This window comes from Pseudomonas sp. W4I3 (assembly GCF_030816195.1).
Classification (GTDB): domain Bacteria; phylum Pseudomonadota; class Gammaproteobacteria; order Pseudomonadales; family Pseudomonadaceae; genus Aquipseudomonas.
The window spans coordinates 5161294-5175214 of sequence record NZ_JAUSXS010000001.1 but is presented as its reverse complement, the minus strand read 5'-3'; the positions used below and the strand labels follow the sequence as shown (position 1 = coordinate 5175214).

The 13921-nt window shown below is 61.5% G+C and carries 15 protein-coding genes and 1 pseudogene; 14 read left to right on the top strand and 2 right to left on the bottom strand.

Going from position 1 to position 13921, the window contains the following annotated elements:
• From mltG to QF045_RS23445, 12 genes are all read left to right on the top strand, one after another.
• Positions 1–1122: an endolytic transglycosylase MltG gene (gene mltG / locus QF045_RS23500; protein WP_306494260.1), complete on the top strand. Its 1122-nt coding sequence runs from the start codon at positions 1–3 to the stop codon at positions 1120–1122.
• Between the two features lie 19 nt (positions 1123–1141).
• Positions 1142–1774, top strand: coding sequence for a dTMP kinase (gene tmk, locus QF045_RS23495; protein WP_306494259.1), 633 nt, complete (start codon positions 1142–1144; stop codon positions 1772–1774).
• Complete coding sequence (locus tag QF045_RS23490) at positions 1767–2756, top strand: DNA polymerase III subunit delta' (protein ID WP_306494258.1); 990 nt, start codon at positions 1767–1769, stop codon at positions 2754–2756. The genes tmk and QF045_RS23490 overlap by 8 nt, the downstream gene beginning before the upstream one ends.
• A 63-nt stretch (positions 2757–2819) precedes the next feature.
• On the top strand, positions 2820–3605 hold the full coding sequence (locus tag QF045_RS23485) for a TatD family hydrolase (protein ID WP_306494257.1): 786 nt from the start codon (positions 2820–2822) through the stop codon (positions 3603–3605).
• Between the two features lie 445 nt (positions 3606–4050).
• A complete protein-coding gene (locus QF045_RS23480; RefSeq protein WP_306494256.1) occupies positions 4051–4716 on the top strand; it encodes a TetR/AcrR family transcriptional regulator in 666 nt (221 codons plus the stop codon).
• Positions 4717–4857: 141 nt separating this feature from the next.
• Entirely contained in the window at positions 4858–5826 is a 969-nt protein-coding gene (locus tag QF045_RS23475) for a GTP 3',8-cyclase MoaA (RefSeq protein ID WP_306494255.1), read from the top strand.
• Between the two features lie 213 nt (positions 5827–6039).
• A complete protein-coding gene (locus QF045_RS23470) occupies positions 6040–6645 on the top strand; it encodes a DUF4823 domain-containing protein (RefSeq protein ID WP_306494254.1) in 606 nt (201 codons plus the stop codon).
• Positions 6646–6664: 19 nt separating this feature from the next.
• The gene (locus QF045_RS23465) at positions 6665–7225 is read left to right on the top strand and encodes a DUF1285 domain-containing protein (protein WP_306494253.1); all 561 of its coding nucleotides are present in this window, start codon (positions 6665–6667) and stop codon (positions 7223–7225) included.
• A gap of 70 nt (positions 7226–7295) precedes the next feature.
• Positions 7296–8009 carry a GntR family transcriptional regulator gene (locus QF045_RS23460; RefSeq protein WP_306494252.1) on the top strand — a complete coding sequence of 238 codons (714 nt, stop codon included), beginning with the start codon at positions 7296–7298 and terminating at the stop codon, positions 8007–8009.
• Positions 8006–9007, top strand: a complete 1002-nt coding sequence (locus QF045_RS23455) for an ADP-ribosylglycohydrolase family protein (protein WP_306494251.1) — start codon at positions 8006–8008, stop codon at positions 9005–9007. The genes QF045_RS23460 and QF045_RS23455 overlap by 4 nt, the downstream gene beginning before the upstream one ends.
• A 52-nt stretch (positions 9008–9059) precedes the next feature.
• Positions 9060–10526, top strand: a complete 1467-nt coding sequence (locus tag QF045_RS23450) for a cytosine permease (protein WP_306494250.1) — start codon at positions 9060–9062, stop codon at positions 10524–10526.
• Entirely contained in the window at positions 10519–11436 is a 918-nt protein-coding gene (locus QF045_RS23445; protein WP_306494249.1) for a PfkB family carbohydrate kinase, read from the top strand. The genes QF045_RS23450 and QF045_RS23445 overlap by 8 nt, the downstream gene beginning before the upstream one ends.
• A gap of 54 nt (positions 11437–11490) precedes the next feature.
• Here QF045_RS23445 and QF045_RS23440 read toward each other — a convergent pair whose 3' ends face one another.
• The gene (locus QF045_RS23440; RefSeq protein WP_306494248.1) at positions 11491–11871 is read right to left on the bottom strand and encodes a Rho termination factor N-terminal domain-containing protein; all 381 of its coding nucleotides are present in this window, start codon (positions 11869–11871) and stop codon (positions 11491–11493) included.
• Between the two features lie 29 nt (positions 11872–11900).
• The gene (locus QF045_RS23435; protein ID WP_306494247.1) at positions 11901–12251 is read right to left on the bottom strand and encodes a hypothetical protein; all 351 of its coding nucleotides are present in this window, start codon (positions 12249–12251) and stop codon (positions 11901–11903) included.
• Between the two features lie 192 nt (positions 12252–12443).
• Here QF045_RS23435 and QF045_RS23430 point away from each other — a divergent pair.
• Positions 12444–12924: pseudogene (locus QF045_RS23430) on the top strand (N-acetyltransferase family protein).
• A gap of 149 nt (positions 12925–13073) precedes the next feature.
• The gene (locus QF045_RS23425) at positions 13074–13895 is read left to right on the top strand and encodes an SDR family oxidoreductase (protein ID WP_306494246.1); all 822 of its coding nucleotides are present in this window, start codon (positions 13074–13076) and stop codon (positions 13893–13895) included.
• Positions 13896–13921 lie beyond the last annotated feature (26 nt).

The following is a 13921-nucleotide window of genomic DNA, read 5'->3' as shown; positions in this document are numbered from 1 at the left end:
TTGATACGAAAATTGGTTGTACTGCTGCTGATCGGTCTGTTCTCGGCGGTTTTGGTGTTGGGCTTTTCTGCCTGGAAATACAACGCTGCCTTGAAACAGCCGTTGCATCTGACCCAGGAGCAATTGCTCGATGTGCCGGCAGGGGCAACGCCCACTGGCACCTTCAATCGCCTGGAAGCTGATGGTGTGCTCGACGGTGCCTTCTGGCTGCGTCTGTACTGGCGCTTCAACCTCGAGGGCCAGCCATTGCACAGCGGCGAATATCGCATGACCCCTGGCCTGACCGCCGAAGGCCTGATCGGTCTGTGGCAGCGTGGGGAAGTGGTGCAATACAGCCTGACGCTGGTGGAGGGGTGGAATTTTCGTCAGGTGCGCTCGGCCCTGGCCAAGCATGAAAAGATCGTGCAAAGCCTCGCGGGCCTCAGTGACAGCGAAGTGATGGACAAGCTCGGCCATCCTGGTGTGTTCCCTGAAGGGCGGTTCTTTCCCGACACCTACCGCTTTGTGCGGGGCATGACCGATGTCGAATTCCTGAAAAAAGCCTACAACCGTCTCGATGACGTGCTGGCCCAGGAGTGGAGCAAACGCGCCGCTGATGCGCCTTACACCGAACCTTATCAAGCCCTGATCATGGCCTCCCTGGTAGAAAAAGAGACCGGTGTGCCCGAAGAGCGCGGGCAAATTGCCGGCGTGTTTGTGCGTCGCCTGAAGCTGGGCATGATGCTGCAGACCGATCCCACGGTGATCTATGGCCTGGGCGAGCGCTACAACGGCAAGTTGACCCGCGCCCATCTCAAGGAAGCCAACCCCTACAACACCTACATGATCGCCGGCCTGCCGCCGACCCCCATCGCCATGGTCGGCCGCGAGGCGATTCATGCCGCGCTGAACCCGGTGCCGGGCAGCAGCCTGTATTTTGTTGCGCGTGGCGACGGCAGCCATATTTTCTCGGACGACCTGGATGCGCATAATGCCGCCGTGCGTGAATTCCAGCTCAAGCGTCGCGCCGATTACCGCTCCAGCCCGGCGCCGTTAGCCAAACCGCTGGAAGGCACGGTGCCACCTGTTGACGTACCGGCAGAGTCCACGCCGGACACCAGCGCCCCGCAAAGCCCGCAATGACTCTGACTAAGGACTGCCTGTGACTGGCTTGTTTATAACCCTGGAAGGCCCGGAAGGCGCCGGCAAAAGCACCAACCGCGATTACCTGGCCGAGCGCCTGCGTGCCGCGGGCGTCGAAGTGGTGTTGACCCGCGAGCCCGGCGGTACGCCGCTGGCCGAGCGCATCCGTGAGGTACTGCTGACGCCGGGCGACGAGCCGATGAACCCGGACACCGAGCTGCTGCTGGTATTCGCCGCCCGTGCGCAGCATTTGGCCGAGGTGATCCGACCGGCCCTGGCACGCGGTGCCGTGGTGATCTGCGACCGTTTCACTGACTCCACCTACGCCTACCAGGGTGGTGGCCGTGGGTTGTGCCTGGAGCGTATTGCGACGCTGGAAACCTTCGTGCAGGCGGATCTGCGTCCTGATCTGACTCTGCTGTTCGACCTGCCGGTGGAAGTGGGGATGGCCCGCGCCAGCGCCCGCGGCCGCCTGGATCGTTTCGAGCTGGAAGGCCAGGGTTTCTTCGACGCCGTGCGCAGCGCGTTCCTCGAGCGTGCCAAGGCGGAGCCTGCGCGCTACTACCTGCTCGACGCGGCCCAGCCGCTGGCTCAGGTGCAACAAGCCATCGATGCGCTGCTGCCCACCCTTCTGGAGCGCGCCCGTGGCTGAAGCCTACCCGTGGCAGGACGGCCTCTGGCAGCAACTGGCCGGCCGTGCCCAGCACGCCCACGCCTATTTGCTGCATGGCCCGATAGGCATCGGCAAGCGCGCTCTGGCTGAGCGCTTGATGGCGAGCTTGTTATGCCAGCGCCCGGTCAATCTGGATGCGTGCGGCGAATGCAAATCCTGCCTGCTGCTGAAGGCTGGCAGCCACCCCGACAACTATCTGCTGGAACCTGAAGAAGCAGACAAAGCGATCAAGGTCGACCAGGTGCGCGACCTCGTCAGCTTCGTGGTGCAGACCGCGCAAATGGGCGGGCGCAAAGTGGTGCTGATCGAGCCGGTGGAGGCGATGAACATCAACGCGGCCAACGCCTTGCTCAAAAGTCTTGAAGAGCCGTCCGGCGACACCGTGCTGTTGCTGGTGAGCCATCAATCCAGCCGCTTGCTGCCGACCATCCGCAGCCGTTGCGTGCAGCAGGCGTGTCCGCTGCCGAGCGAGGCCATGAGCCTTGAGTGGTTGGCGCAGGCGCTGCCGGAGTGCAGTCAGGATGAACGGGTTGAACTGTTGACCCTGGCAGCCGGCTCTCCCCTGGCGGCGGTGAAGCTGCAGGCCCAAGGCGTGCGTGAGCAGCGCGCGCTGGTGGTCGAGGGCGTAAAAAAGCTCATCAAACAGGAAATGTCCGCCACCCAGCTGGCTGAAACCGCCTGGAAAGACATTCCCCTGCTGCTGCTGTTCGACTGGTTCTGCGACTGGTCCAGCCTGATCCTGCGCTACCAACTGACCCAGGACGAACACGGCCTGGGCCTGCCGGACATGCGCAAAGTGGTGCAGTACCTGGCGCAGAAAAGCGCTCAGGACAAGGTACTGACCCTCCAGGACTGGATTCTCGCCCAGCGCCAGAAGGTGCTTGGCAAGGCCAACCTCAACCGCGTGCTGTTGCTCGAAGCGCTGCTGGTGCAGTGGGTCGGCCTGCTCGGCCGGCGTTAATTTCCATGGCCGGCGGGTGTATCGTTGGCCAGACACGTTCCGTCACTCAAGTTGTAGAGGCCCATGCTCGTAGATTCCCACTGTCACCTTGATCGCCTCGACCTCGCTCAGCACGGCGGCTCCCTTGACGCCGCCCTTGAAGCTGCGCGCCTGCGCGGGGTAGGGCACTTCCTGTGCATCGGCGTCAGCGCTGAAAACGCCGCCGACGTCAAAGTCCTTGCTGATCGCTACGCCGATGTGGATTGTTCGGTGGGTATCCACCCGCTGGATCTCAAACCCGGCGAAGCACCGGCGCTGGACTGGCTGCTGGGCGAACTCAATCACCCGCGCGTCGTCGCTATTGGCGAAACCGGACTGGATTACCACTACGAACCCGAAGCCGCCGAGCTGCAGCAGGCCTCGTTCCGCCTGCACCTGCACGCCGCGCAACAGACCGGCAAACCGGTGATCGTCCACACCCGCGGCGCACGTGCCGATACCCTGGCCCTGTTACGTGAAGCCGCGCTGCCGCAGGCGGGTGTGTTGCATTGCTTTACCGAAGATTGGGAGATGGCCAAGGCCGCCCTGGACCTGGGGTTCTACATTTCCCTGTCGGGCATCGTGACCTTCCGCAATGCCGACGCCCTGCGTGATGTCGCCCGCCAGGTGCCTGCCGACCGGCTGCTGGTGGAAACCGACTCGCCGTACCTGGCGCCGATTCCCCATCGCGGCAAACCGAACCTGCCGGAGTATGTGCGCGATGTGGCGGATTATCTGGCGATGCTGCGCGGTGAGTCCTATGAGCGCTTCGCCGAGCAGACCACCGACAACTTCAGGCGTCTGTTTCCACTGGCCCATGTGGCCAGCTGATTGTTACCAAATCGCGGGCAAAAAAAACCCGGGTTCTGGGGGGTGAATCCGGGCTAAGACCATTAGGAGTAAAACAAGGGCACACAGTCCGTCGGTACCCAGGTCGACGCTTCACTTGGGGGAGATGTCGCGCCGACAGTTGAAGTATTGATCACTATCGGATTCAGTCCAGTCGCGATTGATCGATTTTTAAACAGATTTGGAATACGCGTTCTTCGCTTGAGTTCTCATTGGGCCTGATGCGCAGGCTCAAGTGTCACGTACTGTTTCTGACTGATATCGCTGAAATCGTTGGCGTACTGAAAGTAAAGTGCATAACCGGTTCACATAGGCGTTGCCCAACGACCGTTCAGTCGGGATAATCCCTCGCATCGGGTAAATCGTATCGTCACGTATCAACGGCGTGCGCAACCCCCCTATTCCGACCTGTGCAGACCTCTTCCTCATGCATAAAGAACCCCGTAAGGTCCGTGAGTTTCGCCGCCGTGAGCAGGAAATTCTCGACACCGCACTCAAATTGTTCCTCGAACAAGGCGAAGACAGCGTCACCGTCGAGATGATCGCGGATGCCGTGGGTATCGGCAAAGGCACGATCTACAAACACTTCAAGTCCAAGGCCGAGATATACCTGCGCCTGATGCTCGACTACGAGCGTGACTTGAACGAGCTGTTGCATTCGGCCGATGTCGACAAGGACAAGGAGGCCTTGTCTCGCGCGTATTTCGAGTTCCGCATGCGCGATCCGCAGCGCTACCGCCTGTTTGACCGTCTGGAAGAAAAGGTGGTCAAGGGCCACCAAGTACCGGAAATGGTCGAGGAGCTGCACAAGATCCGCGCCTCGAACTTTGAGCGCCTCACCTTGCTGATCAAGGGCCGCATCAGCGAAGGCAAGCTCGAAGATGTGCCTCCCTATTTCCACTACTGCGCCGCCTGGGCGCTGGTGCATGGCGCCGTGGCGCTGTACCACTCGCCGTTCTGGAGCAATGTGCTGGAAGATCAGGAAGGGTTCTTTCAGTTCCTGATGGACATCGGCGTGCGCATGGGCAACAAGCGCAAGCACAGCCCAGAGTTGCCCGGCCCTGAAAAAGCTGGCGAAGCGCCTGCTGCCTGAGTCATTCGCCACGCTGATGACTCAATGATTTACTGCCAGGCGCAGTACCCTAGGAATATACTCAGGCAAGGACCTTGCTAAAAGCTGATTAATAAGTCAGCTTCTAGTGCGCCCTCGTAAAATCCTCTGCCGGAGTGGTTCATGATCGTTGATCGTCAAGGCAGGCGGTTTCGCAATTTGCGGATCAGCCTGACCTCAGCCTGTAATTACGCGTGTACCTACTGCGTGCCCAATGGCAAGCGGCTGGTGGCTGCCCAGGACGAACTCTCGGCACAAGCCATGGCGCGAGGCGTGGCTTACCTGATCGAGGCGGCCGGCATCGACCGCCTGCGTATTACCGGCGGTGAGCCGTTGGTGAGCCCCAAGCTGGAAGCCTTCATGGGCGCCGTGGGGCAGATGGGGCTCAGCGATATTAGTCTGACCACCAATGGCCAGTTGCTTGCGCGCAAGCTGCCGCTGCTGGTGGACGCGGGCATCCGGCGCATTAACGTTTCCCTCGACACCCTGGATGCCGACGCCTTCCGCAGTATCGCCCGCGGTGGCGACCTGGCCACTGTGCTCGACGGTATGGACCAGGCCCGCGCTGCCGGAATCAAGATCAAGGTCAATATGGTGCCCCTGCGCGGCCAGAACCTGGACCAGGTAATGCCGCTGCTCGATTACTGCCTGGAGCGGGGCTACGAGCTGCGCTTTATCGAATTGATGCGCATGGGGCACCTGGCGAAAGACTCCAACGCGTTCCTGCAGCAATTTGTCAGCCTGCAACAACTGCTCAGCCTGATCGGCGAACACCACGAATACCTGCAGGCCAATGCCCCTGTCGACGCCACCGCCGTGCGCTATGAAGTGCCGGGCAAGGGCTTCTTTGGCGTGATCGCCAATGAAAGCGTGCCGTTCTGCCGCACCTGTTCGCGCCTGCGTCTGTCCTCTACGGGCTGGTTGCACGGTTGCCTGTCTTCGAGCAATCGTCACTACATCGGCGACCTGCTGGACAAACCACGCCACCAGGCACTGCCGGCCTTGCAGGGTTTGCTGATGAAGGCGCTGGGCGACAAGCAGGAAGTCGCCTTCTCGGGTGGCGCAACGGTGATGAAGATCATCGGAGGCTGATTTGCTCCAATGTGCTTGCCCTGATGCCAGTCAGTCAGCGCAGATCCCTGTGGGAGGGGGCTTGCTCCCGATGGCGGTGTGTCAGCTAAAGATAAGCTGGCTGATACACCGCTATCGGGAGCAAGCCCCTCCCACATTTGATTCAAGCTGGCGCAGATTCTGCATCTCACGCCCATTCGCCGGTTTTCCGTCACCGGCTTCTGGAGGAATAGGATGCGTAGTCTGGTTTTGTTGCTGGTCTCGTTGGCGCTGAGTGGTTGCATGACCGTCAGCGATATGGCCGAAGGCACCCGCTATCAGATGAGCGACGCCGGCTTGCTCGACCACAGTGATACCCGCCGCACCGCGTCGGTCCGTATCCAGCCGGACTCCTTTGTGTTTATCGCCCAGGGCGCGTTCGTGCCGCCTGGCAGCGCCTATCCGCGACCGAACGTGGTGGCCGAGGAAGCGTTCAACGGCTTCGTCGAATACTTCCCCATGGTGCGTCGTGCCCGTCAGCCCGAAGGACTCGAACAGGCCATGGCCGAAGCGCGCGCGGCGGGGGCTCATTACTTGCTGTATTGCCGTTTCGCGGCAGCCGATGACCGTATCGGCAACGCCGATGAGTGGACCGACCAGCAAGCCCTGGACCGCCTTGGCCTGGACAGCGGCGTGATCCAGATCATGTTGATCGAGACCAGTACCCAGTATTTGATTGATACTGCACGCATTCGCAGTCGTGGCGGTTTACTGACGTTCCACGACAACACGCCACAAGATCTGATTGCCCGGCCCCTGGCCCAGTACGCCCGCGGGTTGCTGGGCATGAGTGATCAGTAAGCCTGAAAAGGAGACCTCCATGACCGATACCGCCAAGGCCAATGATCTATTGGCGCAACTGCCCAAAGGCAAAGGGCCGGCGCCGGTGCATCTGTGGAACCCGGATTTCTGCGGCAATATCGACATGCGCATCGCCCGTGACGGCACCTGGTTCTATCAGGGCACGCCGATCGGGCGCAAACCCATGGTCAAGTTGTTCTCCAACATCATTCGCCGCGATGGCGATGATTATTTCCTGGTGACACCGGTTGAAAAGGTCGGCATCAAGGTTGATGACGCGCCCTTTGTCGCCGTCACGCTCGAGGTGCAAGGGCAGGGCGAAAGCCAAGTGCTGCGGTTTACCACCAACGTCGACGAACCGGTTGAGGCAGGGCCCGAACACCTCCTGCGTGTGGTGATCGACCCGCTCACCGAAGAGCCGGCGCCTTACCTGCGGGTGCGCAGCAACCTCGAAGCCCTGGTGCACCGCAACGTGTTCTACCAATTGGTCGAACTGGCCGTGAGCCGTCCGATCAACGGTCAGAACTGGCTTGGCGTATGGAGCAACGGGGAGTTTTTCCCGATTGGCCTGGAGCCCTGAGGTCGGTTTTTTGAATTCCCTGGAATAATTCGCTTGCTGCAAACCACGGCTTTCGGTTATCACTTTGTACATGATTAGACATGTTCGATTCGATAAGAAAAAACGCGTCGTCGACGAGCTCATCCGCCGTATCGAAGGTGGAGTGATGGCCGACGGTTTCCTGTTGCCTGGTGAGCATCAACTGGCTGAGGAGTTTGCGGTCAGTCGTGGCACGCTGCGCGAAGCGCTGGCTGAGCTCAAGCGGCGCAACTACATCGCCACCCAAAGCGGTGTCGGCTCCATCGTCACCTTTGATGGCATGGTGCTCGACCAGCGCCAAGGTTGGGCCCAGGCCCTGGCGGATACAGGCGCACAGGTGAGCACCGAGGTGCTGCGCTTTGAAGCGGTGACGCGCCCGGACCTGTTCAGCCGTTTCGGCACCGAACAGTTCATAGCCCTCGACCGCTGCCGACGCACGGCCGACGGTACCCCGGTGTCGCTGGAGCGCTCGCTGATGCCTGCCAGTGCAGATCTGGAAAGCCTGCCCCGCACCGGCCTGATCGACAATTCCCTGACCATCACCCTGGCGGCCTACGGCTATGTGGGCGCCGCAGGTGACCAATGGATCGGCGCCGAGGCCCTGAGCGATGACGATGCCCAGTTGCTCGGGCGTCCGGCCGGGACGGTGTTTCTCAAGGCTTCGCGTACCACCTATGACCGGCGTGAGCGCTTCATGGAGCATGTTGAAAGCTTGCTCGACCCGCTGCACTTTCGTTTGCACCTGCAATTCGGGGCGTCCACATGACTGCTGAGATCCGCGCGCTCGGCGCGTTTTATGGCCTGGCCCTGGGCGACGCGCTGGGCATGCCCACGCAATCCTTGAGCCGTGAGCAAGTCCGCCAGCGTTTCGGGGCGATCACCACCTTGCAAAGCGCTGGCCCCGACCAGCCCATCGCGCCAAACATGCCCGCCGGTTCCATTACCGATGACACCGAACAGGCAATTCTGGTCGCTGAGTTGCTGGTGGAAGGCCACGGCAGGATTGAACCCACCGTGCTCGCCCAACGCCTCATCGACTGGGAAGCGGCCATGCGCGCCAAGGGTTCCCAGGACCTGCTCGGGCCGTCCACCAAGCGTGCTATCGACATGATCCTCGCCGGCCATACCCCGGAAGAATCCGGTCGCTACGGTACGACCAATGGCGCGGCCATGCGCATCGCGCCGGTGGGCATTGCCGCCGACGTCAGCGACCCGACGCGGTTTATCCAGTCGGTGATCCAGGCCTGCCAGGTCACCCATAACACCAGCCTGGGCATTGCCAGCGCGGCCGCGGTGGCGGCGGTGGTCTCGGCCGGCATCAACGGCGTGGACCTGGGCGAAGCGCTGAACATCGGCACTCAGGTTGCACAACAGGCGGAGCACCACGGCCACTGGGTTGCGGGCGGACGCATGTCCACGCGCATCAGTTGGGCGCGCACCCTGAGCGTGGGCAGTGGCGACAAGGCCCTGTTCACCGACTTGCTCTATGAGCTGATTGGGACCTCCGTCGCCTCCCAGGAGTCGGTAGTGGTGTCGTTCGCCCTCGCGCAGCAAGTGGCGTCGGGCGACATGAGCGCCTTCGAGGCGTTGTGCCTGGCCGCGAGCCTGGGTGGCGACACTGACACCATCGCCGCGATCCTTGGTGCCATGCTCGGTGCCTGTCTGGGTTTGCGGTGCTGGCCGCCGGAGATGGTGGAGCAGGTCCAGCGCGTCAATGGCCTGGACCTGCAACCGCTGGTTCAAAGCCTGCTCGCACTGCGTTGAATGATTGAAGCGTTGCCACAACCACAATAATACAGGCACCAGGAGCACTCCCATGAGCAGCACCTCTTCCGGCCAAAGCGTCGGGCAATTGGAAACGCGCGGCATCGAACCGGTCCCGGAGGGCGAGTGCAACGGGCACCCGCTGCAGCTGTTCTGGGTATGGTTCGCGGCCAATATCAGCATTCTCGGCTTGCCGCTCGGTGCCACGTTGGTTGCGTTTCGCGGCCTGGCGATCTGGCAGGCGATTATCGTCGCGATCCTGGGCGCCGCCGGTTCCTTCGCGGTGGTGGGCATTATTTCCATCGCCGGTCGCCGTGGTCGTGCGCCCAGCCTGACCTTGTCCCGCGCCATCTTCGGCGTACGCGGCAATATCGGGCCGACCCTGGTGTCGCTGATGTCGCGCCTGGGCTGGGAAACGGTCAACACCACGACGGCGGCCTTTGTGCTGCTTTCGCTGTGCTCGATCCTGTTCGGTTCGCCGGTGCAGGCCAAAAGCGCACCATTGCTCACCCTGATCTTCATCGGCCTTTTCGTGCTGCTGACCCTGGCCGTTTCCGGCCTGGGCCACGCCACCTTGCTGGTGATCCAGAAATGGGCGACCTACGTGTTCGGCGCCCTGAATATTCTGGTGGGCGGCTTCCTCTGCGCCACCATCGACTGGAGCGCGGTATTCAACGCCACCCCGGCGCCGCTGAGCGCCATGATCATCGGCGTCGGCACCATGGCGGCCGGCACCGGCATCGGTTGGGCCAACGCGGGTGCCGACATGTCGCGTTACCAGCATCGCAGCGTCAAGGCCGTGCGCCTGGTGGCTTCTGCCGCGTTCGGCGCGGGCATCCCGCTGGTGTTGCTGATCACCCTCGGCGGCCTGCTGTCGGTGGGTAACAGCGACCTGGCCTCGGCCACGGACCCGATCATTGCGATCCGCGACATGCTGCCGACCTGGATGGCGGTGCCGTACCTGATCACTGCGTTCGGCGGGCTGCTGTTATCGAACAACCTGTCGGTGTATTCCGCCGGCCTCACCACCCTGACCCTGGGCTTGAAGGTCAAGCGTGTGCATGCGGTGATCGTCGATATCGTGGCGATTTTCGCCGGCTCCATTTATTTCATGCTGATCGCCGAGAGCTTCTACGGTCCGTTCATTACGTTCATCTCGTTGCTGGCGGTGCCGATTACCGCCTGGGTGGGGATTTTCGTGGTCGACCTGATGCACCGTCACTATTACAGCCCCAAGGATTTGCTGGATGTCAGCCCCAGCAGCGCCTATTGGTATCGCGGCGGCGTGGAGTGGCGCGCCTTCGGCGCCTGGGCGCTGGCCATTGTGCTGGGTTTTTGTTTCACCACCATTGGTACCACGGCCGAAACCGTCTGGTTCGCCGGGCCATTGTCGGACTCCTGGCTGGGCCATAACGGCCTTGGCTGGATCGTCACCTTCCTGGTGGCGGGCGGTGTGTATGCCGTACTGGGCGGCGCTGCCGATCGACGCCCCGCGTCAGTCGAGCGTGCCAATGCCTAGATTGCTGCATAGCGGGCAGGTCATCGTCGACCTGGTCATGGCCCTCGACACCCTGCCTGCATCGGGTGGCGACGTGCTGGCCAGATCGGCCAGCTTCGAAGCCGGCGGCGGCTTTAACGTGATGGCCGCCGCACGGCGTAATGGCCTGTGCGTGGTGTACTTGGGGCGTCACGGCACCGGTCGCTTCGGTGATCTGGCCCGCGCTGCGATGCGCGCCGAAGGCATCGAAATGGCGCTGCCGACGAGCAGCGGCAAGGACACCGGCTTGTGCGTGGCCCTGACCGAAGCCACCACGGAGCGCACGTTCATTTCCCATCTCGGTGCCGAGGGCGAATTGAATGCCGTGGATCTGGCGTCGACCGTCCCGCAGGCCGATGACTTTGTGTACGTCAGTGGCTACAGCTTGCTGCTTGAGGGCAAGGCGCAGCCGCTGATCGACTGGCTGCTGGCGCTGCCGCGCGAGGTCGTGGTGGTATTCGACCCAGGGCCGCTGGTCAAGGCACCGGACTCGGCCGTGATGCGCGCATTGTTGCCGCGTATCGATATCTGGACCAGCAATGGCCCGGAAGCCCTGGCATTCACCGGTGCCACGAGTATCGCCGCCGCGTTGCCCGGACTGAATCGACAACTGTCTGCCGGAGCGTTGCTGGTGGTGCGCGATGGGCCGAAGGGTTGCTGGGTAGGACGCGGGAGCGAAATCGAGCATGTGGCGGGTTTCAAGGTGCAGGCGGTGGACAGCAATGGCGCAGGGGATGCGCATGCCGGGGTATTTATTGCCGGGCTTGCGAACGGCTTGAAACCGCTTGAGGCCGCACGCCGAGCAAACGCAGCGGCGGCACTGGCGGTGACACGCTGGGGGCCAGCGACGTGCCCCGGCACCGCCGAGGTGGATGCATTGCTGACTGAATAAACACACATCCAAATGTGGGAGGGGGCTTGCTCCCTCCCACAGTTAGAACTGTGGCTAACCGGCTCTTTTCAGCGCCTCGATCAACTCATCCTTGCGCATGCTCGAACGCCCGGGAATATCCCTGGCCCGCGCTTCCTTCAGCAGGCCTTCCTTGGTTTGCGTCTCAAGTGAGTCGCGGCTGCTGCGAGGATGCCCCTCACGGCTGGCTGCCGCGCGCTTGGCCGAATCCTGCCGATCCTGAGACTTCTTTGCCGGCGCTTTACGCTGGCCGGATCCGCCGGACTTTTCGCCGCCGCCCGACTGCTTGTTGACGGTAGCCCAGGCACGCGCCTCGGCTTCGTCCTTGGACAGTCCCTTGTGCTCATAGCTATCTTCGATATGAGCGGCTTTGCGTTTCTGTTCTTCGGTGTATTTCGCTTTGCTTCCACGAGGCATCGCTAACACTCCTTCTGGCCATGGAGGTATCAAGGCGCAGGTTGTTTGGGTGCACCTGGGATATTCGAATCGTCGCCCTTGTTGATCTTCGGCTCATTTTTGTCGACGCCAGGGCCCATCTTGCCGTTGCCCACGGCAGCGGGTGCCTGACGCTGGGTGTCATTGCCTTTGGTGCGCGGGTCGGCGCCGTTGTCGATGATCGCGCCGCCATTGGTGTCCAGGCCAGTGCCCATGGAATCCTGGGATTCTTGAGTGGCAGGGCTTGGCGGCGAGCCGACTGGATCAGTCTTGCCAGTGGACGACGTCGCAGCGAAGGCGTTCAGCGACGCGGCAGACAACAGACCGGTGAGAGCGAGGGCAGCCAATTTGGAATTCTTCATCAGGGTGTCTCCATTGGGATTAATGTCCTTACCCTGTATTGGTCAGCCCATATTTACGGTTCGTGCCTTGATGGCGACGAACGGTATTGCACCGCTTGTAAGATTTTGTGTGCTGGTCCCTCGGAAATTGCGCTGCAATCGGTCATCAAAGCGCCTTAGTATGTGCGCTTTGAACTTGCTCAAGGCGCGCCCATGACCATCGAGATTCGCCCCGCCGTACCCAGCGATGCTGCGCAAATCCTGACTTTCATTACTGAACTGGCCGAATATGAAAAAGCCCGCCACGAAGTGGTCGCCAGCGTGGTGGATATCGAACGCAGCCTGTTCAGCGAGGGCGCTACCGCCCACGGCCTGATCTGTTCGCGCGACGGCCTGCCGATTGGCTTCGCGGTGTTTTTTTTCAGCTATTCCACATGGCTCGGCAGCAACTGCCTGTATCTGGAAGACCTTTATATCAACCCGGAGCAGCGCGGCGGCGGGGCGGGGCAAGAAGTTGCTGCGTCACCTGGCCAGGATCGCCTGCGATAACGGTTGTGGGCGCTTCGAATGGAGCGTGCTGGACTGGAACGAGCCGGCGATCGCCTTCTACAAATCCATCGGCGCGCAACCTCAGGAAGAGTGGGTGCGCTATCGCATGGAAGGCAACGCGCTGAGGGATTTTGCCCAAGGCTGAGAGGACTTCGAAACCGGCCGATTCAGGCCGGTTTTTTTATAGGTATGCTCATATTGTGGGACGTAAATTTATATATTGAGATATTTCAAATGATGGGTTTATAGTCGCCTGCATCAGCACTCACTATCAAAAATAAAACAGGTGAAGCGATGCAGGCACAACCGTTGTCCTTACCCGCCGTGCCCGAGCCCACTTACGGCGAGCGCCTCAAGCACAAGGTGGTGATCATCACCGGTGCCGCGCAAGGCATTGGCGAGGCGATTGTGGCCTGCTTCCAGGCGCAGCAGGCGCGGTTGGTGATTGCGGACATCCAAGGCGATAAAGTCGAAAAAGTCGCGGCCCATTGGCGCGAACGCGGCGCCGACATTGTCGCTAAAGCCGTCGATATCACGTCCCAGGAGCAATGGCAGGCGCTGGTCAATGTGGCCATCGAGCGCTTTGGCCGCGTGGACGTGCTGGTCAACTGCGCCGGGGTCAATGTGTTTCGCGACCCGCTGCAAATGACCGACGAGGATTGGCGCCGTTGCTTCGCCATTGACCTAGACGGTGCCTGGTACGGTTGCCGCGCGGTGCTGCCACACATGATCGAGCAGGGCATCGGCAACATCATCAACATTGCTTCCACCCATTCCAGCCACATCATTCCCGGCTGCTTTCCCTACCCGGTCGCCAAACACGGCCTGCTCGGGCTCACCCGCGCCCTGGGTATCGAATACGCGCCCAAGGGTATCCGCGTGAATGCCATCGCCCCGGGATATATCGAAACCCAGCTCAACGTCGATTACTGGAACGCTTTCCCGGATCCCCATGCCGAGCGCCAGCGTGCGTTCGACCTGCACCCGCCCAAGCGCATCGGCCAGCCCGTCGAGGTGGCGATGACGGCGCTGTTTCTGGCCACCGACGAGGCGCCCTTTATCAATGCCACCTGCCTGATGATCGATGGCGGGCGGTCTGTGATGTACCACGACTAAATCGTTTTCCAATAACAAGAATGAGG

What these genes read in the sequence shown, in the direction of transcription:
- QF045_RS23435 (WP_306494247.1), bottom strand. Translation starts at nt 12,251, where the DNA reads ATGAAGAATTCCAAATTGGCTGCCCTCGCTCTCACCGGTCTGTTGTCT.
- QF045_RS23425 (WP_306494246.1), top strand. Translation starts at nt 13,074, where the DNA reads ATGCAGGCACAACCGTTGTCCTTACCCGCCGTGCCCGAGCCCACTTAC.
- QF045_RS23460 (WP_306494252.1), top strand. Translation starts at nt 7,296, where the DNA reads ATGATTAGACATGTTCGATTCGATAAGAAAAAACGCGTCGTCGACGAG.
- QF045_RS23465 (WP_306494253.1), top strand. Translation starts at nt 6,665, where the DNA reads ATGACCGATACCGCCAAGGCCAATGATCTATTGGCGCAACTGCCCAAA.
- QF045_RS23450 (WP_306494250.1), top strand. Translation starts at nt 9,060, where the DNA reads ATGAGCAGCACCTCTTCCGGCCAAAGCGTCGGGCAATTGGAAACGCGC.
- QF045_RS23440 (WP_306494248.1), bottom strand. Translation starts at nt 11,871, where the DNA reads ATGCCTCGTGGAAGCAAAGCGAAATACACCGAAGAACAGAAACGCAAA.
- QF045_RS23455 (WP_306494251.1), top strand. Translation starts at nt 8,006, where the DNA reads ATGACTGCTGAGATCCGCGCGCTCGGCGCGTTTTATGGCCTGGCCCTG.
- QF045_RS23485 (WP_306494257.1), top strand. Translation starts at nt 2,820, where the DNA reads ATGCTCGTAGATTCCCACTGTCACCTTGATCGCCTCGACCTCGCTCAG.
- QF045_RS23480 (WP_306494256.1), top strand. Translation starts at nt 4,051, where the DNA reads ATGCATAAAGAACCCCGTAAGGTCCGTGAGTTTCGCCGCCGTGAGCAG.
- QF045_RS23470 (WP_306494254.1), top strand. Translation starts at nt 6,040, where the DNA reads ATGCGTAGTCTGGTTTTGTTGCTGGTCTCGTTGGCGCTGAGTGGTTGC.
- QF045_RS23445 (WP_306494249.1), top strand. Translation starts at nt 10,519, where the DNA reads ATGCCTAGATTGCTGCATAGCGGGCAGGTCATCGTCGACCTGGTCATG.
- QF045_RS23475 (WP_306494255.1), top strand. Translation starts at nt 4,858, where the DNA reads ATGATCGTTGATCGTCAAGGCAGGCGGTTTCGCAATTTGCGGATCAGC.